This window comes from Mameliella sp. LZ-28 (assembly GCF_012274245.1).
GTDB classification, from domain to species: Bacteria; Pseudomonadota; Alphaproteobacteria; order Rhodobacterales; family Rhodobacteraceae; genus Antarctobacter; species Antarctobacter albus.
On the sequence record NZ_JAANYX010000037.1, the window covers coordinates 132,911 to 158,339 of the forward strand.

General features: G+C 65.1%; 24 protein-coding genes, 1 tRNA gene and 1 pseudogene. 12 read left to right on the plus strand and 14 right to left on the minus strand.

Going from position 1 to position 25,429, the window contains the following annotated elements; genetic code table 11:
• Positions 1-15 precede the first annotated feature (15 nt).
• Positions 16-726 carry a Crp/Fnr family transcriptional regulator gene (locus tag G9Q80_RS26050; protein WP_069208484.1) on the plus strand — a complete coding sequence of 237 codons (711 nt, stop codon included), beginning with the start codon at positions 16-18 and terminating at the stop codon, positions 724-726.
• A gap of 43 nt (positions 727-769) precedes the next feature.
• Here G9Q80_RS26050 and G9Q80_RS26055 read toward each other — a convergent pair whose 3' ends face one another.
• Genes G9Q80_RS26055 through G9Q80_RS26085 form a run of 7 tightly spaced genes read right to left on the minus strand, consistent with a single transcriptional unit; the run spans position 770 to position 6,326 of the window.
• Positions 770-1,453 carry an NnrU family protein gene (locus G9Q80_RS26055; protein WP_088716231.1) on the minus strand — a complete coding sequence of 228 codons (684 nt, stop codon included), beginning with the start codon at positions 1,451-1,453 and terminating at the stop codon, positions 770-772.
• Entirely contained in the window at positions 1,450-1,665 is a 216-nt protein-coding gene (locus G9Q80_RS26060) for an NnrT protein (protein ID WP_088716230.1), read from the minus strand. The genes G9Q80_RS26055 and G9Q80_RS26060 overlap by 4 nt, the downstream gene beginning before the upstream one ends.
• The gene (locus tag G9Q80_RS26065; protein WP_162846287.1) at positions 1,662-1,826 is read right to left on the minus strand and encodes a hypothetical protein; all 165 of its coding nucleotides are present in this window, start codon (positions 1,824-1,826) and stop codon (positions 1,662-1,664) included. Before G9Q80_RS26065 ends, G9Q80_RS26060 begins: the two co-directional genes overlap by 4 nt.
• 1 nt (position 1,827) lies before the next feature.
• Positions 1,828-3,705 (minus strand): nitric oxide reductase activation protein NorD, encoded by a 1,878-nt coding sequence (locus G9Q80_RS26070; protein WP_088716229.1) that lies wholly within the window; start codon positions 3,703-3,705, stop codon positions 1,828-1,830.
• Positions 3,706-3,709: 4 nt separating this feature from the next.
• Positions 3,710-4,504, minus strand: coding sequence for a CbbQ/NirQ/NorQ/GpvN family protein (locus G9Q80_RS26075; RefSeq protein WP_069208448.1), 795 nt, complete (start codon positions 4,502-4,504; stop codon positions 3,710-3,712).
• A 4-nt stretch (positions 4,505-4,508) separates the two neighbouring features.
• Positions 4,509-5,852 (minus strand): cbb3-type cytochrome c oxidase subunit I, encoded by a 1,344-nt coding sequence (locus G9Q80_RS26080; protein WP_043145524.1) that lies wholly within the window; start codon positions 5,850-5,852, stop codon positions 4,509-4,511.
• Positions 5,853-5,873: 21 nt separating this feature from the next.
• Positions 5,874-6,326 (minus strand): c-type cytochrome, encoded by a 453-nt coding sequence (locus G9Q80_RS26085; RefSeq protein WP_043145525.1) that lies wholly within the window; start codon positions 6,324-6,326, stop codon positions 5,874-5,876.
• Between the two features lie 129 nt (positions 6,327-6,455).
• Between G9Q80_RS26085 and G9Q80_RS26090 the strand changes: the two genes are divergently transcribed.
• Positions 6,456-6,668, plus strand: coding sequence for a hypothetical protein (locus tag G9Q80_RS26090; protein WP_088716228.1), 213 nt, complete (start codon positions 6,456-6,458; stop codon positions 6,666-6,668).
• Positions 6,669-6,730: 62 nt separating this feature from the next.
• Positions 6,731-7,045 (plus strand): annotated as a pseudogene (locus G9Q80_RS26095) (transposase); the annotation flags it as partial.
• 505 nt (positions 7,046-7,550) lie between these two features.
• Here the strand turns inward: G9Q80_RS26095 and G9Q80_RS26100 are convergent.
• Positions 7,551-7,640: transfer RNA gene (locus G9Q80_RS26100), tRNA-Ser, on the minus strand.
• 215 nt (positions 7,641-7,855) lie between these two features.
• Here G9Q80_RS26100 and G9Q80_RS26105 point away from each other — a divergent pair.
• The 7 genes from G9Q80_RS26105 (at position 7,856) to G9Q80_RS26135 (ending at position 13,371) form a co-directional block, all read left to right on the plus strand.
• A complete protein-coding gene (locus G9Q80_RS26105) occupies positions 7,856-8,782 on the plus strand; it encodes an SPOR domain-containing protein (protein ID WP_088716227.1) in 927 nt (308 codons plus the stop codon).
• A 57-nt stretch (positions 8,783-8,839) separates the two neighbouring features.
• Positions 8,840-9,307: a hypothetical protein gene (locus tag G9Q80_RS26110; protein WP_088716226.1), complete on the plus strand. Its 468-nt coding sequence runs from the start codon at positions 8,840-8,842 to the stop codon at positions 9,305-9,307.
• A 50-nt stretch (positions 9,308-9,357) separates the two neighbouring features.
• Complete coding sequence (locus G9Q80_RS26115) at positions 9,358-9,807, plus strand: hypothetical protein (protein ID WP_133066442.1); 450 nt, start codon at positions 9,358-9,360, stop codon at positions 9,805-9,807.
• 138 nt (positions 9,808-9,945) lie between these two features.
• Positions 9,946-10,296 (plus strand): SH3 domain-containing protein, encoded by a 351-nt coding sequence (locus G9Q80_RS26120; protein WP_088716224.1) that lies wholly within the window; start codon positions 9,946-9,948, stop codon positions 10,294-10,296.
• 116 nt (positions 10,297-10,412) lie between these two features.
• On the plus strand, positions 10,413-11,582 hold the full coding sequence (locus G9Q80_RS26125; protein WP_052244281.1) for a D-alanyl-D-alanine carboxypeptidase family protein: 1,170 nt from the start codon (positions 10,413-10,415) through the stop codon (positions 11,580-11,582).
• The gene (tmk, locus tag G9Q80_RS26130) at positions 11,579-12,223 is read left to right on the plus strand and encodes a dTMP kinase (protein WP_088716223.1); all 645 of its coding nucleotides are present in this window, start codon (positions 11,579-11,581) and stop codon (positions 12,221-12,223) included. The genes G9Q80_RS26125 and tmk overlap by 4 nt, the downstream gene beginning before the upstream one ends.
• Positions 12,220-13,371, plus strand: coding sequence for a DNA polymerase III subunit delta' (locus G9Q80_RS26135; protein ID WP_069210416.1), 1,152 nt, complete (start codon positions 12,220-12,222; stop codon positions 13,369-13,371). The genes tmk and G9Q80_RS26135 overlap by 4 nt, the downstream gene beginning before the upstream one ends.
• Positions 13,372-13,865: 494 nt before the next feature.
• On the opposite strand, the gene G9Q80_RS26140 is transcribed toward G9Q80_RS26135, so the two are convergent.
• Entirely contained in the window at positions 13,866-14,930 is a 1,065-nt protein-coding gene (locus tag G9Q80_RS26140; protein ID WP_043137741.1) for an Mrp/NBP35 family ATP-binding protein, read from the minus strand.
• A 224-nt stretch (positions 14,931-15,154) separates the two neighbouring features.
• Here G9Q80_RS26140 and G9Q80_RS26145 point away from each other — a divergent pair, with 224 nt between their 5' ends.
• Positions 15,155-15,373: a DUF1127 domain-containing protein gene (locus G9Q80_RS26145; protein WP_043137743.1), complete on the plus strand. Its 219-nt coding sequence runs from the start codon at positions 15,155-15,157 to the stop codon at positions 15,371-15,373.
• Between the two features lie 824 nt (positions 15,374-16,197).
• Positions 16,198-19,377 (plus strand): valine--tRNA ligase, encoded by a 3,180-nt coding sequence (locus tag G9Q80_RS26150; RefSeq protein WP_088716222.1) that lies wholly within the window; start codon positions 16,198-16,200, stop codon positions 19,375-19,377.
• Positions 19,378-19,508: 131 nt separating this feature from the next.
• Here G9Q80_RS26150 and G9Q80_RS26155 read toward each other — a convergent pair whose 3' ends face one another.
• The 5 genes from G9Q80_RS26155 to metZ all read right to left on the minus strand — a co-directional run bounded on the left by G9Q80_RS26155 (position 19,509) and on the right by metZ (position 25,411).
• Entirely contained in the window at positions 19,509-21,095 is a 1,587-nt protein-coding gene (locus G9Q80_RS26155; protein WP_088716278.1) for a 5-guanidino-2-oxopentanoate decarboxylase, read from the minus strand.
• Positions 21,095-22,543, minus strand: coding sequence for a TrkH family potassium uptake protein (locus G9Q80_RS26160; RefSeq protein WP_088716221.1), 1,449 nt, complete (start codon positions 22,541-22,543; stop codon positions 21,095-21,097). Before G9Q80_RS26160 ends, G9Q80_RS26155 begins: the two co-directional genes overlap by 1 nt.
• A gap of 70 nt (positions 22,544-22,613) precedes the next feature.
• Positions 22,614-22,841: a hypothetical protein gene (locus G9Q80_RS26165; protein ID WP_043137751.1), complete on the minus strand. Its 228-nt coding sequence runs from the start codon at positions 22,839-22,841 to the stop codon at positions 22,614-22,616.
• Between the two features lie 154 nt (positions 22,842-22,995).
• Positions 22,996-24,096 (minus strand): GTP cyclohydrolase FolE2, encoded by a 1,101-nt coding sequence (gene folE2 / locus G9Q80_RS26170; RefSeq protein ID WP_043137754.1) that lies wholly within the window; start codon positions 24,094-24,096, stop codon positions 22,996-22,998.
• A 121-nt stretch (positions 24,097-24,217) separates the two neighbouring features.
• Positions 24,218-25,411 carry an O-succinylhomoserine sulfhydrylase gene (metZ, locus tag G9Q80_RS26175; RefSeq protein WP_088716220.1) on the minus strand — a complete coding sequence of 398 codons (1,194 nt, stop codon included), beginning with the start codon at positions 25,409-25,411 and terminating at the stop codon, positions 24,218-24,220.
• Between the last annotated feature and the right edge of the window lie 18 nt (positions 25,412-25,429).

Genomic DNA, 25,429 nt, shown 5'->3' on the forward strand with positions numbered 1-25,429 from the left:
ACTCCCGGTGCTTTCTTGCCCAAGCTCGACGAAAGCCTGCTGACCGGCCTGCCCCCGTTCAGCCAGCTTGACCGCCCGCAGGTCCGGCGGATCCTCGATCATGCCACGTCCCTGCGCTTTGACGAGGGCGCGGCGATCTTCCGTGAAGGCTTCGATGCGGACCATTTCTACCTGCTGCTGGATGGGCATATCCGCGTGGTCCGGTCGACCGAAGGGGGCGAGCAGATCATCGTGCTGCACGTCGCCCCAGGCCAGTTGTTCGGGATCGCGAAGGCGCTGCAGCGCGAGACCTATCCGGCAACCGCCGTCGCGGCGGCGGAATGCATCGCGCTGCGCTGGCCGACGCGGCTATGGGACGGTTTCACCGAGACCTACCCGGGCTTTGCCTCGGAAAGCTACAAGACGCTGGGCCGTCGCCTTGGCGAAATCCAGGAAACCCTGACCGAGATGGCCACAAAGGCCGTCGAGCAGCGGGTCGCGGCTGCGCTGTTGCGCATGTTGAACCAGAGCGGGCGCAAGACCGAAGAGGGCATCGAGATCGCCTTTCCGGTGACGCGCCAGAACATCTCCGACATGACGGGCACGACGCTGCACACGGTCAGCCGGCTGCTGTCGGGATGGCAGAAGGACGGCATTGTCAAATCCACACGCAAACATGTCGTCGTGACCGATCCACACCGGTTGGTCATGCTCAGCGGCACCGGTGGATCGGCGCTCCGGTCGTAGCCGCAGGGCAATCGTCAAACCACGCTGGGATCTGTCGAAAGGTTCAGCCCGGAAACGGCGTGGCCCCGAACAACGTCGCATGCGCGTGCAGCAAGGCGATCCATAGCACAAGCGCGCCTGCCACCCGGACAAAAGCCCCTTTCCCCGCAGACCGCCACCAATCGGCCCGCAACAGCGGTCGCAGCGACAGGATGGCAGTAGCGTCGAAGAACTCCTTGCCCTCATCCCTGCGCGCCCGCGCATCGAACAAGGGGATCGCCGCCAGGGACAGCGCGGCAAAGCCACCGAACAGCATGACATGCGCCAGATCGCCGTTCGGAAAGAGATGCGCCAGCGACCAAAGCGCCAGCGCCAACAGCAACGGGTGGCGCGTGACAGCTGCAAGGCCGGGTGCCTCTGCATTGAAATCCGCGCCGCGCCTGGCCCCGAGCGTATGCGGCTGCCGGATACCGACGCCCAGTGCGGTCAGGACCAGCGCCACGGGCATCGCGATATTCGGCACCCAACGGCCCCACCCCGTCTCCGGCCAGAGTTCGACATAGGGCGCGCGCCCTGCTGCCCCGATGACCCATGCAAGGATGGCAAGAGACAGCAGGCCGTAGAGGCTGAAGTAGATGCGCCGACCCAAACTGCCGATCAGCTTTTCGCGCAAGCCCCATAGGCGGGGCAGGAAATGGCTGCCGACGAAGGCCGTCATTGCCAGGGCGAACTCCGTCCAGCCGCTCATCCATCCGCCTCCGCTTTCAATCGCTCGACATGCGCGGCAAAGGCCCATGCCACGGGCAGCCCCAGAGGCACACCCCAAAAGACCGCCTGCCAAGGTGTCAGGACCGGAAGGCCGACCCAGGACCCGATCAGCGAGGCAAAGAACAGGTTCACCGCAACCGCGCCCATGCCAAAGGGATAAAGCGCGGCGACCAGCATGCAACCCGGTTTCATCGCCGCGCAACCAACCAGTGAACCGCCGCCAGCGCCGCGATCAGCGCGACCGATGCGACGAGGAACCAGAATTCGGCGGTCTCCGTCTGCGGTTGGGGGATCGGGCGGTCAAAGGCAAAAGCCGGGACCGGGAACAGCAGGAAGGGCAGGAAATAGCGCATGTCACGCCTCCATCGTCAGGGATTGGTAGATTTCGGGCAAGGCGCGCGGCAGCCGCGCCGGATCAGGCAGAAGGGTATGACCTGCCCGGCCAAAAATCCTGGCAAACCAATCCTGTCCGTCCTGGTCGATGACAACGCCATGCACGGCATGGCCCAGGGCGCGCGCTTCGCGGACGGCCATGCGGCTGTCTTCGATACCGTGCTGGCCCTCGTAATGATCCAGGTCGTTGGGCTTGCCGTCGGTCAGCACAAGAAGCAGACGCCGGGTCGCCCCCTCCCCGGCCAGTTGCGCCGAGGCATGGCGGATCGCGGCGCCGAGACGGGTGTAGTGGCCGGGCCTCAGCCCGCCGATACGCGCGGTGACATCCGGGCCCATGCTTTCCGCGAAGTGTTTGCAGCGGTGCAGAAAGACGCGGTCGCGACGGAGCGAGGCAAAGCCCCAGATCGCCAACCGGTCCCCCGCCGTGTCGATACCTGCGGCCAACGCCGCCACCGCGTCCTTGGCGGTATCGATCACGGCGCGGTCACCGACCACGGCCTCTGTCGAGCGGGAACAATCCATCAAGAGGGCCACGGACAGATCCCGCGCCATCGGCCGCGACGCCTGCCAGACTCGGTCAGAGGCATCATGCCCCGAACGCAGATCCGTTTCGCGCGCGACAAGCGCGTCCAGGTCCAGGTCGTCGCCGTCGATCTGGCGCGGCAGCACCACGCGGCGCGGGTGAAGCGGGGCGAATTGCCTGAGCACGCGCGACACCAGCCGCGCATCCGGCGTGAAATCGCAGGCCGGCGTCGCCTCTGCCTCCAGCACGCGCACATGGTCCGGCATGTAGTCTCCGGTGCGCCGGTTCCATTCCGGATAGCAATGCGTGCCGGCCAGCCGCTCGTGGTCGGCATCCTGCGGTGACAGGTCCAGCGACAGGCGCAGCCGAGTCGCCGCACGCTTGCCGTTCTCCGACAGGACGATCTCGTCGTGGTCCTCTGCGGCCTTGGCCGCGTTGTCCTGGTCATCGTCATCGACCATGCGGTTGATGTTGAGGCTCTCGGCCCAGGACAGCAGTGCCTCGAACCGGTGGACGATGAAACTGTCGCGCCGGTCGGCCTGCGCGCGGTCTTCGCGTTTGCCGGTCTTGCGCGACGGCAGGGCCAGCAGAGCCTGTGGCGCCTCCGACGGGTCGACGGCGGCGCCTTTGCCCGTGGAGCGGGCGGATAGCCGCAGCCAGATCGGCACGGGCGCATAGGGGCGGTAGCCGCGCGGGCGGTCGCCAGCCGGGCATTCTCCGGCCTCGTTTCGCCCTGCCAGGTGGTCGATCACCAGGCGCTCGATCCAGTCCTCGCACAAAGGCAGCCCGCTGCGCCGGCGGTGGTTGGCAATGTAGACAGACATCATGTCATGCGCGCTGCACAGCCCCGGGCAGGCCGCCCTCACCCGGTGCGCCGCCGCGACGTTGGCCGCAATCTCGACCCTGTCCGCCTCGAACCGGTCAGGGTGCGGGATCGGTAGCTCGATGAACGCTGCGAGGGCCGCAAGCCAGAGATAGGCACGGCGGTTGAGCGCGGCATCGGGAAAGACATCCATGACGGGCGGCAAGCGCAGCCGGTCGCCATCGTATTCGGGCACATGCAAGGTCTCTCGCGGCGTGCCGATCCGGCGCAAACGTCCGGTGCGATGGTCCGACGCCCGGGCCGGAGCGGACGTGATCTCGACCCCGGCGGGCCCGCCAAGCGCGCGGAACAAGGCCACCACCGAAGCGCGCGCCACCTCCAGCGGGACGGCCGCGCCGGCATCCGCCTCTGCCCGTCCCAGCCGCGAGGCAAAGCCGTGCCAGAGGCTTCCGACGGCCTCTTCCGGTTCGAGGAAATCCAGCGGGTGCATCATGACGTCACCCGTAGACGCTGGCGGAGAGGTCGCGCAGGGCCTGCTGAACGTCGGGCTCGTCAGACAGCGGTTCGACGATGGCGGCCTCGATGGCGCGGTCGACCTGCATGCCGCTTGCGATCAGGGAGGCCGCGTAGATCAGCAACCGGGTCGATACACCCTCTTCCAGGTCCATGCCGGACAGCTGACGGACATGGCCCGCCAGCCGGACCAGCGCCGCCGCGCGGGTCGTGTCCAGGCCGGACTCGGCGGCCACGACCTGTGTCTCGACGGACGCATCGGGAAAATCGAAACCGATGGACAGGAACCGCTGCCGCGTGGACGGTTTCAGCTTTTTCAGGATGTTCTGGTAGCCGGGGTTGTAGCTGGCCACCAGCATGAAGCCGCGCGGAGCCTGCAAGTCCTCACCCGTCCGGTCGATGACCAGCCTGCGCCGGTCATCCGTCAACGGGTGCAGCACGACCGTCACGTCCTTGCGCGCCTCAACCACCTCGTCGAGATAGCAGATGCCGCCCTCGCGCACCGCACGGGTGAGCGGGCCATCCACCCAGACGGTCTCTCCGCCCTTCAGCAGGTAGCGCCCGATCAGGTCGGCTGCGGACAGGTCGTCATGGCAGGCGACGGTGTGCAGCGGCAGTCCCAGCCGCGCCGCCATATGTTCGACAAAGCGCGTCTTGCCGCAGCCGGTGGGCCCCTTCAGAAGAAGGGGCAGACCGTTTGCATGGGCCGTCTCGAACAGCGCGCACTCATCGGCTTGCGGCGTGTAGAACGGCAGGTCGGAGGGGAATACATCTTTCATCGGATCACTCTCCCGGGACGGCCAGCGGGCCGGGTTTCACCAACTCGCGGCGCACCACGAGCTGACTGTAGATGAACAGGATCGCACCGATCACCACGGCCGCCCCCGCGCCGAAGCGCATCAGGTAGAACAGGCCCAGCTGGTCCTGGACGACCATGTAGTATTCGCCGACGATCCGCTGCATGTGCGTCTGGATGGTGCCGGCAAAGGTCAGCACGAAGGTCATGAAGGCCATCCCCCCCGTCATCAGCCAGAATGAGGCCATGTTCAGCACCTGGTTGTAGGGCGCGCGTTCCCTCAAGACCGGCATGGCATAGCTGAACATGGCAAGGTTCAGGGCCACATAGGCGCCGTAGAAGGCCAGGTGCCCGTGCGCGGCGGTGATCTGCGTGCCGTGGGTATAGAAGTTCACCCCATGCAGCGTGTGCAGGAAGCCCCAGACGCCCGCCCCGAAGAACGCCACGGTCGATGCCCCCAGCGACCACAGAAGCGCGGCCTTGTTCGGGTGGTTCTTGCGGCCTTTCCAGACCATGACGAAGGCAAAGGACATCATGGCGAAGAAGGGGATCACTTCGAACGTCGAGAAGATCGACCCGATCCACTGCCAGTAACCCGGCGTGCCGATCCAGTAGAAGTGGTGCCCGGTGCCGAGGATGCCCGAGAAAAGCGCCGTGGCGACAATGACATAGAGCCATTTCTCAACCACCTCGCGATCGACGCCCGTCAGCTTCAGCATCAGGTAGCCGAGGATCGCGGCCATGACCAGTTCCCAGGTCGCCTCGACCCACAGGTGCACGACCATCCACCAGTACATCTTGTCAAGGCTCAGGTTGTCGGGGTTGATGAAGGCAAAGACCCACAGCAGGCACAAGAGCCACAGCCCCATGAGCAGGATGTTGGTGATCGCCGTCTTCCTGCCCGCCAGAACCGTCAGCGAGATGTTCACCAGGAAGATCACCGCCGCGACAAGGATGCCGAACTTGACCCAAAGGGGCTGTTCCAGGAACTCGCGTCCGCCGTGGATGCCGACGAGATAGCTGCCCACCGCGCCCAGTGTGCCCACCAGCAGGATGATCAACTGAAGATAGGCCAGCTTGACCGAGAACACCTCGCGCTCGGCCTCTTCCGGGACAAGGTAATAGGCCGCGCCGAAGAAGCCGAGCAGCAACCAGACGATCAGCGAATTGGTATGGATCATGCGGATGACGTTGAAAGGCAGGATCTCGGCCAGAAAGTTCGGCGAGACATAGACCCAGCCTGCGAGCAGCCCGCCCAGCACCTGGATGCCGAACAGGGTCATGGCGGCCAGAAAGTACCAGTAGGCCACCCGTTGCGATTGGTATTTCATGGTTTTCTCCTTGCGAAGGGGTCAGCCGGCGTCATTCGGCGGCCAGTTCTGGGTGTCGGTCTGATCGGCCCAGCGGAGGAATTCGGACAGGGCGCGCATCTCCTCCTCTGTGATCTCGAAATGCGGCATCTGCCGGCGCCCCTCGATCCCCGAGGGCTGCGCGGCCATCCAGGCGTCCAGCATCTCGTAGGCGCCTTCGGGATCGTCCATGACGCCCCAGCGGGTCATCACATTGCCGACCTCGGGGGCGAAATACGCGCCTTCGCCATGTAGCGTGTGGCAATTGATGCAGGAATTCCGTTCCCACACATGTTTGCCAAGGCGGACCTCGTCGGTCAGCGGCATGCCCGCCGTCGCGGTTCGGGTGATATGGAGGTGGCTTTGCGCCGTCAGGGCCACGAACACGGCAACGAAGAAGATCGATCCCCCGTAGAACACGTTCCTGGCCCGCGACTTGGTGAAGATCTCTGACATCTTTCGCGTTCCGGTTTTCGTTTCGAACACGATCCGAATAGCCGGGGCCCTGCCGGGGCTTGTTGCGAAATCGCAAAGACCACGCGGAAAGAGGGTGGCAGGGTCGCTGCAGCAAAAGGAGATCCGTTCATGCGACGCCCCGACATCGACGACCCGGAGCTGACGCTGGAAAAATTGTTCGTCTTCTGGCCTTCTGCAGCTGTGCCCTTTCTTTCTCGACAGATGCTGTGCCCCGGCTGCCCCGTTGCACCGTTCCACACGGTGGCCGAAGCGGCAGAGGAATACGGCCTCGAAGAAGCCGAGCTTCGCTCCGAGATCCGGCAAGCGATAGGGCGCCTCTGACCTGCTCCCCTGAAACGTCTGCGGTTTGAGGTTAGCCTGTTCTCGAAACGAGGAGACAGACGATGCGGAAAAGCCGTTCCAGCGAAGAGCAGGTCATTGGCATCTTGAAGGAGAACCAAGCCGGGATAGGCGCCAGGGAGCTCTGCCGGAAGCATGGCATCGGCGATGGCACGTTTTACAAGTGGCGCTCGACGTCTGGGGGCATGCAAGTGTCGGAGGCCAAACGGCCTAAGGCCTTGGAGGCTGAGAACGCGCAGCTCAAGAAGATGCTCGCGGAGCAGATGCTGGATGTGGCCACGCTCAAGGTGATGCCGGGAAAAAAACGTCTGAAGCCCGGTGCAAGGCGACGAGCAGTGGACTGGGCCAGGACAGAGAAGAGCTACAGCCGGGAATGCCTGGCCGCGGTCGTGGCCACCTCGCTGTCAGGGCAGCGCGTTGGCCATGAGCTCGACAGCATCGCTCGGGTGCGCGGCTAGCACCACATTTGCCATGCGCCGATACTCCAGCGCCCGCTCGCGCGCCTGATTGAGGGTCACCACATCGGCCCCGCCCAGCCCGAAATCCGTGCGCAGTCGCGCGCCCTTGCGGTTCTTCTGTCCCTTCACTGTGACCCGCGCGACTCAACGCCGCGCGCCTGACGGGTCAACCACCAGGTAAAGGCCCACACGGTCGCCATGCCGCCCCGGCCCCAGGTTCTCCACCAGTCGCCTTGTCAGCTTGCCGCCCAGCGCCGCCGTCTTACCACCATTCCGACCACGCAAGGGAAGCACACAGGCGAAAACGAACAAAATCCCGAGAAACCCCGGACAAGGATAGAACCCCGCGTTTGCAGGGCCCTCGGTCACTGTACGCTGTTTCCTGCCATCAGAAAAAATGTGTGGGTGGCGGAGGCTGTGGGATTCGAACCCACGGGACGCTCTCACGCCCAACGGTTTTCAAGACCGCCGCATTCGACCACTCTGCCAAACCTCCGTGGCGCTCATCGATAGTGCGCCTGTTCCGATTCTGAAAGCGCCTCTCCGAAAATCCGCGTACAAACCCTTTGCAGGCTTTCCATGTGGGCTTTGACAGGGTATTCTTGCATGTGAATGGGGCCGTCAGAGCCCCTCTGAGGCAGTGCGCGACCGGGAAAACCCGGCGTGGGCCCGGGAAACAACCCGAGGCGCGACTAGGGCAAGAGGCAAGACATGAGCGGTAAATCTTCCAATCTTTCCAGGACTCTGCGTTTCTCTTCCGTGGGGGCCGTGCTCCTGCTGGCCTCGGGCTGTGCCGATGGGCAGATGCCGGGTTTCCTGCAGGCGAAAGACGCTGACGGCGATGTCGTTGCCCGCGCCAGCACCGCCGACAGCCCCCGCGCCGCACGCGATGTCGAGGCGCCCGAGGTCTTCGAGGCCAAGGAAGCCGGGCTCTGGGACGGACGCCCTTCGCTGGGTGGCGTCTGGGTCGCGCATCCCGATGCCAAGGACCCCGAACGCGTCATCATCCGCAACCAGCAGAACGGCAAGTTCGTGATCGGCGCCCTGTTCCGCAAGGAACGCGAAACACCCGGCCCCCGCCTGCAGGTCTCCTCCGATGCCGCCGCCGCACTTGGCGTCCTGGCCGGGCAACCGACCAACCTTGACGTTGTCGCCCTGCGCCGCGAGGAAGCGCCGGACCCCGATCCCGCCGCGGGCGACCCGCTGGCCGCGGCGCCCGGAGCCATGCCCGCGGCCCCCGACGTCAGCGAAGGTGCGCTTGACCCGGTGATCGACGGAGCCGCCGCAGCGATCGACGGCACCCCCCTGCCCCCGGCCCGTCCCGAACCGGCGGCACGGCCCGCCGCCAAACCCGCCGTGGTCGCCTCGGCCAAGCCGCCCGCTCCAACGCCGAAGGCCTCGAAACTGGACAAGCCCTATATCCAGATCGGCATTTTCAGCGTTCAGCAGAACGCCAAGGACACCGCGACCTCGATGCGCCAGGCCGGCATGGTGCCGACGATCAAGACCTTCAGCTCGAAGGGCAAGTCCTTCTGGCGCGTTGTCGTCGGCCCGGCCATGTCCGCCGACGAACGCGGAACGCTGCTCGCCAAGATCAAGAAGACCGGCTTTACCGATGCCTACGCGGTGACGGACTGAGCCTTCTGGCGGGACGATGCACCAGTCCCGCCCGTTTCGACCAAACCCGATCCCCGCATGTATTCGCACAAAGCTACTCTGACGGCATTCTTCGTCGCGCCCCTGCCCCTTCTTTCACTGGCCTTCCTCACGCTGGCAGCGCCGACAAAGGCCACCGACATCACGATACTGAACGACCACCCCGAGGGATGCCACGCGATGCTCTCGGGGCAGATCGTGGATGAAGATACCGACCGGCTGCGCGCCATCCTTCCCCCGGGCCAAAACGCCTTTGACCGCGCAATGATCCACACGCGCCTGTGTCTCGACAGCCCCGGCGGCAGCTTTCCCGAAGGCCTCGACCTGGCCACCTATCTCGGCGAAACCGGGATCAGCACCCAGGTCGCCGAACAGGACAGTTGCCTGTCCGCCTGGGCTTTGGCCTTCTTGGGAGGCACGCAATTCTGGGTCGAGGACGGTCTGACCCGCAATCGCAGCCGGTCGATGCATGTCACCGCGACCTTGGGTTACACGCGCCCCAACTGAACGTGCCCGCCGGACAGTTTTCGGAAACGGTCGTCGGACAGGCCTTCGACATGGCCATCCGCGCCTCTGCCGAGATCTTCGGCAGCCTGGAAGACCTGCGGATCAGCCGGGACTTCGCGATTTCCGTCTTCGTTGTCTCGGGACAGGATTTCGATTTCGTGGATACGCCGGACCGGGCGCGCGAACTCGGTGTGACCCTGACCGGGACAGGCCCCCTGCCAGAGCGTATCGACCGTGAACGCATCCGCGATCTCTGCACGGCGGAATTTCCGTCCCTCGGACCGGCACAATACCAGGACCAGAACAGCGGCACCCGTTTCGCCGGAGACTGGATACTAGCCCTGCCAGACAGCAACAGCGGCGCGCGGAACTGGGTCTACCTGTCTGGCACAACCGCCGAGGGCACGCTGATGATCGACGCCTGTCGTGTCGAATGGCGTGCGCCGCACCGGATCGCGCTGCGGCTCTTTCGCGACATCCAAACGGATCGCGGCCAATAGGACGACCCGCAACCTCCCAGCGCGCGTTTCCTCGCCTCACAGCTGTCACGACAGGCCGACGGTTTCGGCAGCGCCCTGCCCGCGCTTGCCACCCCGATCGGCACGCGCCTCGACACGATTGCCGATCCCCGCCCCGGCGTGACCGACGCCCGCGTCGCCGAAGGCACCTGCGCGTCAATCGCCCAGGGCTACCGCGTGGTCGGGGTACAGACCTTCTCCAATTTGCGCGCCAACCCCGGATTCGGCGAACCCGTCGTAATGGAAGCCGGCAGGGATCGTGTCGTTGTCCCGCTGGACCGCAGCCTCGACGGCGCCGCCCTGCTCTCGAAGAAATGCGGGGAAACCTGCCGCCCGGCCTCCAGTGGGCGCCTGACCGCCGCAACCATTTCCGCGATGAACTCTTGCGCCCGGTCGAACGATGTCTGGTGGAAGGTCCGTACCGCCTCGGGCACCACAGGCTGGATGTCGTCGAAGTTTCTCTCACCCTGAGCCGCCTGCCCCGGCGATGAGCCGCCCGTCTGGGCACGGCGCGGCGTGACACGCCCGCCGCGATACGCGATAACGGGGCAAGAGCCTGAATCGAGCACAGGACAGGAGTCCCGAACGTGACCATCTTTGCCCGCAGCCTGCTGGCCTCCGCCGCCCTTGTGACGGCGCTTGCCACCCAGGCCCCCGCCTTCGACACCCGCGCCAAGGCGGCCTTTGTCATCGACCAGACCACGGGGACCGTTCTGTTGACCAAGCGCGCCGACGACGCGCTGCCTCCGGCCTCCATGTCCAAGCTGATGACGCTTTACATCGCGTTCGAGGCGATCCGCGAAGGCCGCCTGAAGCTTGACGAACGGCTGCCCGTCTCGGGCCACGCCATGTCCTTCGGCGGCTCGACCATGTTCCTCGATACCACCGACCGTGTCCGGGTCGAGGACCTCTTGCGCGGCATCATCGTCCTCTCGGGCAACGACGCCTGCGTCGTCCTGGCCGAGGCGCTCAGCCCCGACGGCACCGAGGCCGGTTTCGCCCGTCTCATGACCCAGCGCGCCCAGCAGCTGGGCATGACCTCCTCGACCTTCAAGAACGCCTCCGGCTGGCCCGCGCAGGGTCATGCCATGTCGATGCGCGACCTCACCCTGCTGGCCTCGCACATCATCCGCGACTTCCCCGAATTCTACCCGATGTTCTCGGAGCGCAAGTTCGAGTTCGACGGCCGCGCCCCCTCGAACGTCAACAACCGCAACCCGCTCCTTGGCCTCGTTGCGGGCGCCGACGGGCTCAAGACCGGCCACACGCAAGAGGCCGGCTACGGCCTCGTCGGCAGCGCCAAGAACGGTGAACGCCGCGTCGTCTTTGCCATCACCGGGCTGGACAGCACCCGGGCGCGCGCCGAGGAATCCGAGGCCATCGTCAACTGGGCCTTCCGCCAGTTCGCCGAACAGACCGTCGTGACCAAGGGCACCGCCATCGCCCAGGCCGAGGTCTGGATGGGCTCCGCCGAACAGGTCGGCCTCGTCTCGGACAAGGACGTCCGCCTGCTCCTGCCCACCATGACCCCCGGCGGCATCAAGGCAGAGGTCGTCTATACCGGCCCGATCCAGGCCCCCGTCACCAAGGGCCAGCAACTGGCCGAGCTCATCATCCAGCCCGAGGGCCTGCCGGAAACCCGCGTGCCGCTCTTTGCCGCCGACAAGGTGGATGCGGGCGGCTTTCTCGACCGGATGATGACCGTCAGCGGGCTGCTCATCAAACGCTTTGCCGAAGACGCCGAGGAGGCGATGTGACCACCCCGCTCCGGCCCTGGCCCGGTCTCTTCATCAGCTTCGAAGGCATTGACGGCTCCGGCAAGTCCACCCAGGCGCGCCAGTTGTATGAGAGCCTGCGCGCCGAGGGACATGATCCGCTGCTGACCCGCGAACCTGGCGGCAGCCCGGGAGCAGAAGAGATCCGCGCCCTGGTGCTGCAGGGCGATCCGGACCGCTGGTCTGCGGAAACAGAGCTTCTGCTTTTCACCGCCGCCCGGCGCGACCACATGGAACGGGCGATCCTGCCCGCGCTGCAGGCGGGCCGCACCGTGATTTGCGACCGTTTCGCCGACAGCACCCGCATGTACCAGGGCCGCGGCGGATTGCGTGACAAGGTCGACGCCCTGCATGACCTGATGATCGGCATCGACCCGGACCTGACCCTCTTGATCGACATGCCGGCAGAGGCCGGGCTGGCCCGCGCGAAATCCCGCGCCACCGACGAAGAGCGGTTCGAGGATTTCGGCCTCGACCTGCAACAGCGGATGCGCGACGGCTTTCTGGCGCTGGCGGCAGAGGCCCCGGCGCGGTTTCGCGTCATCGACGGCAACCGCGACATGGACAGCGTTGCCCGCGACGTTCACGCCACCGTGCTCCGGGAACTGGCCCCCTCATCATGAGCGACACCGAAAACCTGCCCGAACCCGACCGTCTCGACGGCGCGCCGCACCCGCGCGAAACCCCGCGCGTGATCGGCCAGGCCGAGGCGGAACAGGCTTTCCTGACCGCGCATAACTCCGGGCGCCTGCATCACGGCTGGCTGCTGACCGGCCCGCGCGGGCTGGGCAAGGCGACACTGGCCTGGGAAATCGCGCGTTTCCTGCTGGCCACCCCGCCCGCCGGAGAAGATGACGGGTTGTTCGGCGCACCGCCGCCGCCCTTGTCGCTGCACATCGACCCCGAGCACCCGGTCGCCCACCGGATGCGTGCGCTCTCGGAACCCGGGCTGTTCCTGTTGCGCCGGGGCGGCGCGGGATCTGCCGACAGTGAACGCGACAAGGCCCTGCGCGAGGGCCGCTTTTCCGACTACATCCGCGTGGACGAGATCCGCAAGCTGCACGCCTTCTTCGGCCTTTCCGCCGCCGATGGCGGGCGCCGCGTCGTCATCGTCGACAGCGCGGATGAATTGAACACCCAGGCCGCCAACGCGCTCCTCAAGATGCTCGAGGAACCGCCTGCGCGCACCACGCTCCTGCTGCTCAGTCACCAGCCCGCGCGGCTCTTGCCGACGATCCGCTCGCGCTGCCGCACCCTGCGGCTCTCGCCGCTCAGCCCCGAGGACATGGCAGAGGCACTGGCGCAGGCCGGGGCCGAGGTGCCGCCGGACCAGGTCGAACCGCTGACCATGCTGGCCGAGGGATCGGTCGGCGCCGCCATGCGGCTTCTGAACAACGACGGGCTGGCGCTCTACCGCGAGATCCTGGGCTTGCTGGGCAGCCTGCCCGCGCTCGACCGGTCCCGCCTGCTGTCGCTTTCCGAGTCCTGTGCCGGCAAGGGCAAGGACGAAAGGCTGGACCTGCTGCTGACCCTGGCCGGACAACTGGCCGCCCGCCTCGCCCGCACCGGCGTCACCGGCCACCCGCCGCCACAGGTCCTGCCCGGCGAAGGCGAGGTGCTCAGCCGCCTCGCAGGCGATCCGGCGGCAGGCCGCCGCTGGGCCGACGTGGCCCAAGAGGCCGGCGACCGCGCCCGCCATGCCCGCGCCGTCAACATCGACCCGGCGGCCCTTGTCACCGACCTCTTCCTGCAACTGCAAAAAGCCGCCTGACCAACCCGCTTTTCAGCGAAATTCGAAAGCGCTTTGGCCGGAGTGCGTCAGCTATCCTGACATTCAAGCCGCCCTTTCTGCATCGCAGCGCAAATCCGGAAAAATGTCCAGCCACGACCCGAGGCCAGCTCCGCTCATGCTGCAAGGCAGCATGAAGACACGCCTGCCGCCCGCCCTTGGCATCGCCACGCCTCCCCCGACCCCACGAAGCCCGCATGGGGACCGGGCAAGCCCTTGCCGGGGGGACGCCTCTCTGGAAAATGCCCCGCCCGGGCCGTTTTGTACAAAATGCTGATTTCCGCGTACGTTTTGTACGTTTTGTACAAACCGGCCCCGACCCGCTCGGTCCCCGGCCTCGCATGCGCCGCGCCCTGGCCAATCTTGAAAACCGGTTGCCCATCGCGAACCGCGTCCCGGCTTCTTCTTGGCAAAAATACCCCAACACGCGCCGCAGGCGCGCCCGCGACATCTGCCGCAGGCGCGCCCGGCGGGGATCAGACGATCCCCCCCTGGATCAGACGCTCGGCAAGTTGCGCATAGGCCTGGGAAATCGGCCCGTCGCCCATCGCCACCGGGGTGCCTCCGTCGCCGCCCAGCCGCGTGTCCAGGTCGATCGGCAGTTGCGCCAGCAGCGGCACGCCGATCTTTTCCGCCTCGGCCACCACGCCGCCATGGCCGAAGATGTGGCTGTCCTTGCCACAATGCGGACAGGTGAACACGGCCATGTTCTCGATCAGCCCCAGCACCGGCGTTTTCAGCGTGGCAAAGGCATCCAGTGCCTTGCGCGCATCCAGCAGCGCCACGTCCTGCGGCGTCGACACCACAATGGCGCCCGCCACCTCGGATTTCTGGCACAGCGACAGCTGCACGTCGCCCGTGCCCGGAGGCAGGTCGACGATCAGCACATCCTGCGTGCCCCAGTCCACCTGCATCAACATCTGCTGAAGTGCGCCCATCAACATCGGGCCACGCCAGACCACCGCCTTGTCCTCTGCCAGCATCGACCCGATGGACATGACGGTGACTCCATGCGCCTTGAGCGGAATGATCGTCTTGCCGTCCGGGCTGGCCGGCTTGTCCGTCAGGCCGAACATGCGCGGCTGGCTGGGCCCGTGAATATCCGCATCCAGAAGGCCCACGCGCTTGCCCGCGCGCGCCAGCGCCACGGCCAGGTTGGCCGAGACGGTGGACTTGCCCACGCCGCCCTTGCCAGAGCCCACGGCGAGGATCGTCTTGACCCCTGCCGGTTTCATCACGCTGTCCTGCGGTTTCGGATGTCCGCCCATCTTCAGCTGTGGCGGCGCCTTGGATTCGGTCGGCGCGCTCAGCACCACGCTGGCCGAGGTCACCCCGGGCACCGCTTCGGTCGCCTTCTGCGCAATGGCGCGCAGCGGCTCCATCTGCCGTGCCAGTTCCGCGCTCGGCGCCTCGATGACAAAGCGCACCACGCCGTTTTCGACGCGCAACGCTCGAATCATGTCTCTGGAAATCAGGTTTCCCCCATCCGGCAGATCAACCCGCTCCAGCGCCGCCTCGACCGCGTCCTTCATTTCCGACATGTCTTACCCCGTGGTTTTGCCATTTTCAGTGGCGCTTCCCTTGCGTTAGCGCAACCTCAGATCATGCAGCTGCACAGCAATCAACCTTAACTGCCAAGAATTGAACAGTTTTCATATGCACTTTCTGCATAGCAGAAATGACGCCGTAGCCATTGTGCAGTCGCAGCATTTGCCCCATCTTTGTCGCAACCAAGGCAACGCACAGACACTGAGGCACGGAAATAATGGCACATGCAACGGCGAACATCACCAATGCCCAAAGCGGTTTGGGCGCCCGCATTTCCGGGCTGGTCGCAACCTTTCAGGCACGCCGCGCCCGCCGCCGGGTCTTCAAGCAGACCTACGCAGAGCTGGCCTCGCTGAGCAACCGCGACCTGGCCGATCTGGGTCTGGCCCGCAGCGAAATCTCTCGCATCGCGTGGCAGGCCGCCAACGAGAACTAAGCCTTTCAGGCGGGACACTCCTCCTCCCAGTCCCTCCTGTTCTGGTGCCGGCTCCACTCTCCTCCCTTTGGAGCCGGCACCCAAAAGTTTCGGGGCATGACCCCAACACCATATGCGGGCCCTCCTCCCATTCGGCCCGCAGACAGAGCGGCGACACCTCTCCTCCTCCCTGGTGTCGCCGCACGAAATTCAAGGGTCGCATGACCCGAACGTGATGTCGGATCCCTCTCCTCCTCCCTGGGATCTCGCATATGCGGCGGTGCCTCTCCTCCTCCCTGGCACCGCCGCGCAAGAATTCAGGGCCAAACGGCCCACAGATATGTCTGGTCCCTCTCCTCCTCCCTGGGACCTTTCATACGCGGCGGCACCTCTCCTCCTCCCTGGTGCCGCCGCACCAGTTTTCCGGGCCTCGCGGTCCGAACGACATGTCGGGTCCCTCTCCTCCTCCCTGGGATCTCGCATAAGCGGCGGTGCCTCTCCTCCTGCCTGGCACCGCCGCACAGGAATTCCGGGTCGCGCGACCCGACCAATTTGTCAGGCCCCTCTCCTCCTCCCTGGGGTCTTTCAATGGCAGCGGCGCCTCTCCTCCTCCCTGGCGCCGCTGCCCAAATCAGTTTCGGGGCCCCTCTCCTCCTCCCTGGGGTTCCGTAGCCTCAGCCCGCGATGCACTGCATCGCGGGCTTTTTTCTGCGCTTTGGTCCGCCCGTAGGATGGGTGCTTGCACCCATAGCCCGCTCCGCCGGGAGCACGCGGCCACCGGCCCCCTTCCCCTTGGCGCGCCCTTGTCGTAGACCCACCGCCAACACTGGACGAGGACAAGACCCATGCCGCTGGAAAAGAGCTTCAACGCCGCCGAGGCCGAACCGCGCCTCACCCAGAAATGGCTCGACACCGGCGCCTTCCGCGCCGGCGCCAACAAGAGCCGCGACGAAAGCTTTACCATCATGATCCCGCCGCCGAACGTGACCGGCGCGCTGCATGTGGGTCATGCCTTCAACAACACCCTGCAGGACATTCTGATCCGCTGGCACCGGATGCGCGGCTTCGACACGCTCTGGCAGCCCGGACAAGACCACGCCGGCATCGCCACGCAGCTGCAGGTCGAGAAGAAGCTGAAGGCCGAAAGCAACCTGCGCCGCACAGACCTGACGCGGCAGGAATTCCTCGACAAGGTCTGGGAATGGAAGGGCCAGTATGGCGGCACCATCGTCAACCAGCTACAACGGCTGGGCTGTTCCTGCGACTGGAACCGCAACGCCTTTACCATGGCCGGTGCGCCGGGTGATCCAAAAACCGGGCACGAGAACAGCCCGAATTTCCACGATGCGGTCATCAAGGTCTTTGTCGACATGTACGACAAGGGGCTGATCTATCGCGGCAAGCGGCTGGTCAACTGGGATCCGCATTTCGAAACCGCGATTTCCGATCTCGAGGTTGAGAACATCGAGGTCGCAGGCCACATGTGGCACTTCAAGTACCCGCTCGCCGGTGGCGAAACCTACGAATATGTCGAGAAGGACGAGGACGGCAACGTTACCCTGCGCGAGACGCGCGACTATATCTCGATCGCCACCACGCGCCCCGAAACCATGCTGGGCGATGGCGCCGTCGCCGTGCACCCGGACGACGAGCGTTATGCCTCCATCGTGGGCAAGCTCTGCGAGATCCCGGTCGGCCCAAAGGACCACCGCCGCCTTATCCCGATCATCACCGATGAATATCCCGATCCGGACTTCGGCTCCGGTGCGGTCAAGATCACCGGCGCGCATGACTTCAACGACTACCTGGTGGCCAAGCGCGGCGGCATCCCGATGTACCGTCTGATGGACACCCGCGGCCAGATGCGCGCCGACGGCGAAGCCTATGCCAAGGCTGCTGAAATCGCCATGCAGGTGGCAGAGGGCGACCGCGCCCTGACCGAGGCCGAGGCGGATTCGATCAACCTGGTCCCGGATCACCTGCGCGGTCTGGACCGCTTCGAAGCACGCGAAAAGGTCATCGCCGAGATCACCGCCGAAGGTCTGGCGGTCATGACCACCTCCGACGATCCGCGCCTTGGGCCGAAACCCAAGCTAAAGAAAGGCGAGGAAGAACCGCCCGTCACGCAGGTGCCGCTGGTCGAGACCAAGCCGATCATGCAGCCCTTCGGCGACCGGTCCAAGGTGGTCATCGAACCGATGCTGACCGACCAATGGTTCGTCGATGCGGAAAAGGTCGTCGGCCCGGCGCTGGACGCCGTGCGCAACGGCGACATCAAGATCATGCCCGAGAGCGGCGAGAAGACATATTATCACTGGCTGGAAAACATCGAGCCCTGGTGCATCAGCCGCCAGCTGTGGTGGGGGCATCAGATCCCGGTCTGGTACGGGCTCGACCTCTCCGCCAGGTCCGGCAAGCAATACGACCAGGAAAACGACGGCGTGCTCGACCTCGTCGAGATGCGCGAGCTTCTGGACGACCAGCGCCTGCTGATCGGCGAGGAACGCCACCACGCCGCGCATGATTTCGAGGCCGTCCGCGCGAAATTCGAGGATGTCCTGGCGGGCCTGCCCACGCCATTGAACCACGCCCGCGTGATCGAGGTCGAGGACCGCAATACCGCCGTGCACCAGTTCGCCGAGGCCCTCGCCCAGTACGAGGCGACACAGGACCCGACGCAGCTTATCTACCCGGTCTGGCGCGAATCCGACGTGCTCGACACCTGGTTCTCCTCCGGTCTCTGGCCGATCGGCACGCTGGGCTGGCCCGAGGACACCGAGGAAATGCGCCGCTATTTCCCGACCTCGGTTCTGATCACCGGCTTCGACATCCTGTTCTTCTGGGTTGCCCGGATGATCATGATGCAATTGGCCGTCGTGGATCAAAAACCCTTCCACACCGTCTACCTGCACCAGCTCGTCCGCGACGAGAAGGGCAAGAAGATGTCCAAGACCACTGGCAACGTCATCGACCCGCTTGAAATCGTGGACGAATACGGCGCGGACGCGCTGCGCTTCACCAATGCGGCGATGGCCTCCATCGGTGGCGTGCTGAAACTCTCAGTCGACCGGATCGCAGGCTACCGCAACTTCGGCACCAAGCTCTGGAACGCGTGCCGCTTTGCCGAGATGAACCAGGTCTTTGACACGCACAAGTCCAGCTCCGACCCGGCATTTGCCCCCACGGCCCAGCAGACGGTCAACCGCTGGATCATCGGGGAAACCGCGCGTGTGCGGGAAACCGTCGATGCGGCCCTGACCGATTACCGGTTCAACGACGCGGCCAACGCGCTTTACAGCTTTGTCTGGGGCAAGGTCTGCGACTGGTATGTGGAGTTCTCCAAGCCGCTTTTCGGCTCGGAGGACGCTCAGGTGGTGGCCGAGACCCGCGCCACGATGGCCTGGGTGCTGGATCAATGCCTGATCATGCTGCACCCGGTCATGCCCTTCATCACCGAAGAGCTTTGGGACACGCTGGGCACGCGCGACGGCATGCTGGTTCACACCGACTGGCCGACCTATAGCGCCGCCAAGGTCAGCGATGCCAAGGCCGATGCGGAAATGTCCTGGGTGATCTCGCTGATCGAGGGCGTGCGCTCGGCCCGGTCGCAAATGCATGTACCGGCGGGGCTCTATGTGCCGATGCTGGTCAAGGGCATCGGCGCCGAGGAACAGGCCGCCTGGGACCGCAACCAGGCGCTGATCCTGAAACTGGCCCGGATCGAGGGGCTGACCTCGGTCGATGACTTCCCCAAGGGCTGCGTGACGGTTCCCGTGGGCCAGGCCACCTTTGGCCTGCCCTTGGCCGACATCATCGACGTGGGTGAAGAAAAGGCCCGGCTGGAAAAATCGCTGGGCAAGCTGGCCAAGGAGATAGGCGGCCTCAAGGGGCGGCTGAACAACCCCAAGTTCGCCGAAAGCGCCCCGCCCGAGGTGGTCGAGGAAGCACAGGAAAACCTGGCCGCCCGCGAAGGCGAAGAGGCCAAGCTGAAAGAGGCACTCGCCCGGCTGGCCGAAATCGGCTGAAACGGCCTGACCGCTGACCGGGCGCCTCCGGTGCCCGGTCACAGCTTCTTTGGTTTTCCAAATACCTCGGGGGAGTCGACCGCAGGGAGACGGGGGCAGAGCCCCCTCTCTTTCCCGCTGCCCGCGCGAACCTAGAACAGCGCCTGCGTCATCCGGATCAGCGTCGGCCCGTCCGCCTCGAAGGCCGCCGTCACCGCCCGCTGCAGCCCGGCCAGGCTCGCCGGTTCCACCGCTCCTGCCCCATAGGCCCGCGCCAGCGCCAGGAAATCCGGGTTGCGCGCCACAACCGCGTTGGGCTCGATCTGGGCGCTCACCATGTTCTCACGGATCTCGCCCAGTGCACCGTTGTCCCAGAGCAGGATCGGCAGCGGCAGGCCCAGTTCCACCGCCGTCCCCAGTTCTGGCAGCGTGTATTGCAGTCCATAGTCCCCGAGGATCGCGCAGGTCGGCAAACCGGGTCGGCCGACGGCACCACCGATGGCAGCAGGCAGCGCATACCCCAGCGTGCCGAAACCGCTGGGATGGTGCCAGTGGCCGGGCCGGGGCATGTCCCAGACCTCCAGCGCGCCATAGGCAAACTGGGTCATGTCGGAATAGATCATCGCCTCTGCCGGCATGACCGCCTGCAGTGCCTCTGACAGTTCCACCACGCCGGGCCGTTCCGCGCGGACCTGCGCCCGCCAACGCGCCCGCGCCGCCGCCACCTCTTCCGCGTACCAGCAGGGCGGACGGTCATCATTGCGCGCCGGGATGGCAATGGTCATTGCCCGGATCAGTGCCGCCACGTCCCCGATCAAGCCAAGGTCGCCCACCCGCAGGCCGGACAGGACCGCCGGATCCAGGTCCACCCGGATCATTCGCCCCGAATGACCCAGCTCGTCACGCCAGAGATCGACCTCGGACAGCTCCGTCCCCAGCGCGACCACCAGATCCGCTTGCGCGGCCACTTCCGCGCTTTCGGGCCGCGCCAGCGAACTGCCAAAGAACAGCGGCTGATCCGCCGGCACGATCCCCCGGCCTGCATAGGTGACAAAGCTGGCCGCCCCGGTCTGCTGCAACAGCTCCGGCACATGCGCCGCCCCCGAGACCGCACCGCCCCCAAAGATGAACAGCGGTTTTTCCGCCTCGCTCAGCGCGTCGATCACCGCGTAGATCTGGTTGTGGGTCAGGTGCGGGCGCTCTGGCCGCAGAGGCGGTTCCGGGGCAGGCTCGGCCGGCGCGCCCAGGGCCGCGATCGGCATGTGCAGGGCCTTGGGCCGGGGCCGCGCGCTGGCGAACTCGCCAAAGGCGCGGTCGATCAAGGCATAGACAGCCGCGGGCTTCCCCGCCTCCTCGGACCAGTCGCAGACCGTGGCCCCCGCCGCGCGCTGGTCGCGCATCTGGTGCAGCTGTCCCCGCCGGGCCGCCGTTTCGTCCAGGCAGGAGGCCAGCGCCAGCACTGAAACGCTGTCTGAATAGGCCTGTCCCAGCGCCGTCATCGCGTTCAGGAACCCGGGACCCGTGATCAGGTAGCAGACACCGGGCCGTCCGGTTGCCCGGGCATAGCCATCGGCCATAAACCCGGCGCCCTGCTCGTGACGGGCGAGGACATGGGTGATCCCGGCCTCCTCGATGCCACGATACATCTCGATGTTGTGCACGCCGGGGATGCCGAAGATCACCTCGACCCCGCGCGCCTTGAGAGCATGGCTGACCTGTGCGCCAAGGGGTTTCGTCATCATGCCCTCCAGAAGCCGATGGTAAAGAGTGCGAAGACCGCCAGGATTTCAAGCCGCCCCACCAGCATGGCAAAGCTGAGTATCCATTTCGCCGTGTCGCTGAGGCTGGAAAAATTGCCCGCCGGTCCGATCGTGTCGCCCAGTCCCGGGCCAATGTTGGCAATGGCGGTCGCTGCGCCGGACACCGAGGTGATGAAGTCAAGGCCCGTCAGGCTGAGCGCAACGGACAGGACGCCCAGCGACACCACGAAAAAGACGAAGAAGCTCATGACCGAGCTCAGGACGTCCGGCCCCACCGGGCGCCCCTGGTAGCGCGGCACAAAGACCCCGTGCGGCGCGCGGATGCGGCGCAACTGCACCCGGATCGAGGCAAAGAGCAACTGGTAGCGGAAGATCTTGACGGAGCAAGCCGTGGACCCGGCGCAGCCGCCGATCAGCCCGATGAAAAAGAACATGGCGATCAGGAAAGGTCCCCAACTCATGTAGTCGACGCTGGCAAATCCGGTGCCCGAGATGATCGAGGTGATGTTGAACAGCGCCTCGCGCACGGCCTGTTCAGGATGATGCGGAAAGATCGACAAGAGCGTGATCGAAGTCACGACCACCAGGGTTCCGATGATGGCGAGAAAGGTCAGTACCTGGCTGTCGGACAACAGGACGAACCTGTGCCCCGCTACCATTTGGACGTAGCGCACGAATGGCAGAGCGGCGAGAATCATGAAGACAGAAGCGACATATTCCGCCGGCCCGGAGAACGTGCCGAAGCTGGCGTTGTAGTTTGAAAACCCGCCGGTAGAGACGGTGGTCATCGCATGCACCGTCGCGTCAAAGGCGTTCATGCCGCAAAGCAGGTAGCTGATCGTGCAGAACAGCGTGAGCGAGATGTAGATCGAAGAGATCGAGGCCGAAATCTGCGTCGCCCGGGGCAGGATCTTGCCCATCGTGTCGAAAGCCTCGGATCGAAAGATCTGCATCCCACCGACCCGCAACTCCGGCAGAAAGACCATCGCGACGACGATGATCCCGATCCCACCCAGCCATTGCAACAGTCCCCGCCACAGCAGCAGCCCCTTGGGCAATCCGTCAAGGTTCGTCAGAACGGTCGATCCGGTGGTGGTCAGGCCCGACATCGCCTCGAAAAAGGCATCGGTATAGCTGACCCCTGTGGCCCCCAGGACAAAGGGCAGCGCCCCGAAGACCGGCAGCGCCACCCAGACGCCCGTGGTCAGCAGGAACGTCTGTTGCAGGGTCAGCCCTTTCTTGACCGCGTTGGCACAGGACAAAGACGTCAGGCCGCCCGCCAGCATGGTGATGCTTGCGCTTTCAAGGAAGACCGGCCATTCACCCCGCCCCTCTGCCAGGTCGACCACGAGCGGCAGCAACATGCAGGCACCAAGGCAGGCGACCAGCAGGCCGATCACATAGGCGACGGGGCGAACATCGAACATGAGACGGAGCGTTGGCCCGCCGGTGCAGGACTGTCAAGCGCCCTGCGCACCCTTGCCGCAACGCCGTCCGTCAGGCGGCCAGAAGGTCGCGAAAGACGAAGGACAGGATATCGTCGCGCGCAATACCCAGAGCGGCAAGTTCCGCGTCCGACGCGCATTCCAGGGCAATGATCTGCCGCAACTTGGCCCTGCGAAGCTGTCCCGGGTTCATCCCGAACCCCACTTCGGACAGGAAGACATCGATCCGGCTGTTGAGGGACCTGTGGCCCATCCCGATCTGAACATTGTCGCGTGTCATGACTGGAAACCTTATCCTGCGTGGCCGGTTTCCTCCCTGCGGTTTACCCTCTCACAAAAGAGGTAACCAATCCATGAAAGCGCCGAGCGTTGCCGTGAGGCGCCAGTCGCTGCACAAAGGCGCGGCAGGACCAGGGGCCCTGCCGCCTATTCCATCAGCCGACGTGAAACAGTGTCGAGAAGAGCTTGGGGTCCAGGCTTTCTGCCGCGAAAAGATCGCCCTCGGTCAGGACGGAGACCGCGTCGTGGCTGTGCAGGCTTTCCTGGTGGCTGGCGACCACGCGGTAATCGCCGACACGCGCATCCGCCTGCAGCTGCTCCGCGAACAGACGGGCGGCATCCTCGACAAAGATCGGGTTGGCCGCGTTCAGTTCGGCAAAGGCCTGTTCGTCTTCGCGCTTGACCATGACCTGCGTCTCTGTCGGGACGGCGCGGCGACACATGTCCACCACGTCCTCGAACCAGAGGCACTCCCCTTCCTTGACCTCGACGGAAATGCGCGCAACCGAACGTTGCGAATGCGGCGTGGCCAGCTGCCCACGCGTCCGTCGCGCGTGTTCCGACAATTCCAGAGAGCACGGGCAGGTCGAGGAATAGACATAGTCAAGGTGCATGACCTTGCGGCGCACGCCGTCCTGTTCCACCAGCTCCAGAGCAATGTCGTAGTACTGGTAACCGGACAGGCCCGACCGCAGGCTGTCGACCTTCATCGGAAAGGAGAAGCGCATGTTGATGCGGGCATCAAAGCTTTCCAGGTCACTCTTGTAATCGTCCAGCGCCGCCTCGATCACCTCGAAGCTGAAGGTCTTGTCCGCATGGGCATAGAAGGACCGCATGATGCGGCTCATGTTGATGCCCTTCTTGTCGGCCTCCAGGCTGACGGTGCCGGTCACGCTGGTTTCCAGGTGCAGGTCGCCATTGTCGCGGGTGTGATACTGGATCGGCAGGCGAAAGTTGGAAATGCCTACGTGCTGAATGGCACGATTCGCCCCACGAATCAGCGAGGACGGCCCATTCTGCAGGTCCGGCAAACCCGCCTTGTAGTCAGAATCGACGCTGAAATTGTCCGGGTAGGCACGCGACAGCGCCGGATAGGAATCCGGCGCCGAATCGGGTGCAAGACGGGCCACGAGGGGATCCAGCGCCTCGATCTCGGCGTCCTGCGCCTTCGAAGCCCAGCGACGCAGCAGTTCCAGTGCCTCTGCCGCCTCTTCCTGGCTGGGCTTCCGATCGATTTCCGGTGTGTGGACGTTCATGGCCACCCCTTTCGAGCATGTCTTCGATGCTTAACCTAGGAATTGTTCACATCAATTCCAATCTCGAAATAGTATACGTCGCCAAGCGAAGCCCGGATCACTCGCGGGCGGCACATGGCCGTCAGACCGCGTCCAGCGCCTGCAGAACGTCCCGAACGAGATCCTCGGGGTCCTCGATCCCCACCGACAGCCGGATCATCCCGTCACCGATGCCCAAAGCCGCCCGTTGTTCGGGTTTCAGACGCTGGTGCGTGGTGGTCGCCGGATGGGTCGCGATGGATTTGGCATCGCCGAGGTTGTTCGAGATGATGACCACCTGCAGCGCGTTCAACATGCGAAAGGCTGCCTCCTTGCCGCCCTCGACCTCGAAGGCGATCAGGGTGCCGCCAGCGCCAAGCTGCTGTTGGGCAAGTCCGTTCTGCGGATGGCTGGCATGCCCCGGATAGATCATCCGCGATACCTTGGGATGATCCACCAATGCCTCCGCCAAGGCCACGGCGCCCTCGGTTTGGGCGCGGACGCGCAGTTTCAGCGTCTCCAGCCCCTTCAGCATCACCCAGGCGTTGAACGGGCTCATCGAACCGCCCGTGTGCTTCATGTAGGGTTCGACCACGCCGCGGATATGCTCACGGGTGCCAAGGATCACGCCGCCCAGGCAGCGGCCCTGCCCGTCGACATGCTTGGTCGTGGAATAGACAACCAGGTCAGCGCCTTGCGCGATGGCCTTCGAGTAGATCGGCGTCGAAAAGACGTTGTCAACGATGACCGTGGCACCCACTTTGTGGGCCAGGTCCGCGACCCCGGCGATGTCCACCAGTTGCAGCGTCGGGTTCGACATGCTCTCGAAGAAGACCGCCTTGGTGTCGGGGCGCAGCGCCGCTTGCCACTGAGACAGGTCCTCACCATCGACAAAGCTCACTTCGACCCCGTAGCGCGTCAGAACCTCTTCGAGAACGTAGAGACAGGAACCGAACAGCGCCTTGGCGGAGACGACGTGATCGCCGGCCCGCAGCATCGAGGTCAGCGCGCCGCTGACCGCCGCCATGCCACTGGCACAGGCGAATCCGTCCTCGGCCCCTTCCAGAAGCGCCATGCGCTCTTCGAACATCGCCACGGTGGGGTTGCCGTAGCGGGCATAGATGAATTCGTCTTCGCCCGCCTTGAGAAAGCGCGCCTCCGCCGCCTCGGCAGTGTCATAGACGAATCCCTGCGTCAGGAAGATCGCTTCGCTGACCTCGCCCCACTGGCTGCGTTTGGTGCCGCCGTGCACAAGGTTCGTCGCCTTGCCGTGCGCCTGTTTCACTTCGATGCTCATGGGTCCACTCCCAACAAA

Coding starts and splice junctions, on each gene's coding strand:
- G9Q80_RS26055 (WP_088716231.1), bottom strand. CDS start 1,453: ATGAGCGGCTGGACGGAGTTCGCCCTGGCAATGACGGCCTTCGTCGGC.
- G9Q80_RS26060 (WP_088716230.1), bottom strand. CDS start 1,665: ATGAAACCGGGTTGCATGCTGGTCGCCGCGCTTTATCCCTTTGGCATG.
- G9Q80_RS26065 (WP_162846287.1), bottom strand. CDS start 1,826: ATGCGCTATTTCCTGCCCTTCCTGCTGTTCCCGGTCCCGGCTTTTGCC.
- G9Q80_RS26070 (WP_088716229.1), bottom strand. CDS start 3,705: ATGATGCACCCGCTGGATTTCCTCGAACCGGAAGAGGCCGTCGGAAGC.
- G9Q80_RS26075 (WP_069208448.1), bottom strand. CDS start 4,504: ATGAAAGATGTATTCCCCTCCGACCTGCCGTTCTACACGCCGCAAGCC.
- G9Q80_RS26080 (WP_043145524.1), bottom strand. CDS start 5,852: ATGAAATACCAATCGCAACGGGTGGCCTACTGGTACTTTCTGGCCGCC.
- G9Q80_RS26085 (WP_043145525.1), bottom strand. CDS start 6,326: ATGTCAGAGATCTTCACCAAGTCGCGGGCCAGGAACGTGTTCTACGGG.
- G9Q80_RS26090 (WP_088716228.1), top strand. CDS start 6,456: ATGCGACGCCCCGACATCGACGACCCGGAGCTGACGCTGGAAAAATTG.
- G9Q80_RS26105 (WP_088716227.1), top strand. CDS start 7,856: ATGAGCGGTAAATCTTCCAATCTTTCCAGGACTCTGCGTTTCTCTTCC.
- G9Q80_RS26110 (WP_088716226.1), top strand. CDS start 8,840: ATGTATTCGCACAAAGCTACTCTGACGGCATTCTTCGTCGCGCCCCTG.
- G9Q80_RS26115 (WP_133066442.1), top strand. CDS start 9,358: ATGGCCATCCGCGCCTCTGCCGAGATCTTCGGCAGCCTGGAAGACCTG.
- G9Q80_RS26135 (WP_069210416.1), top strand. CDS start 12,220: ATGAGCGACACCGAAAACCTGCCCGAACCCGACCGTCTCGACGGCGCG.
- G9Q80_RS26140 (WP_043137741.1), bottom strand. CDS start 14,930: ATGTCGGAAATGAAGGACGCGGTCGAGGCGGCGCTGGAGCGGGTTGAT.
- G9Q80_RS26145 (WP_043137743.1), top strand. CDS start 15,155: ATGGCACATGCAACGGCGAACATCACCAATGCCCAAAGCGGTTTGGGC.
- G9Q80_RS26150 (WP_088716222.1), top strand. CDS start 16,198: ATGCCGCTGGAAAAGAGCTTCAACGCCGCCGAGGCCGAACCGCGCCTC.
- G9Q80_RS26155 (WP_088716278.1), bottom strand. CDS start 21,095: ATGACGAAACCCCTTGGCGCACAGGTCAGCCATGCTCTCAAGGCGCGC.
- G9Q80_RS26160 (WP_088716221.1), bottom strand. CDS start 22,543: ATGTTCGATGTTCGCCCCGTCGCCTATGTGATCGGCCTGCTGGTCGCC.
- G9Q80_RS26165 (WP_043137751.1), bottom strand. CDS start 22,841: ATGACACGCGACAATGTTCAGATCGGGATGGGCCACAGGTCCCTCAAC.
- folE2 (WP_043137754.1), bottom strand. CDS start 24,096: ATGAACGTCCACACACCGGAAATCGATCGGAAGCCCAGCCAGGAAGAG.
- metZ (WP_088716220.1), bottom strand. CDS start 25,411: ATGAGCATCGAAGTGAAACAGGCGCACGGCAAGGCGACGAACCTTGTG.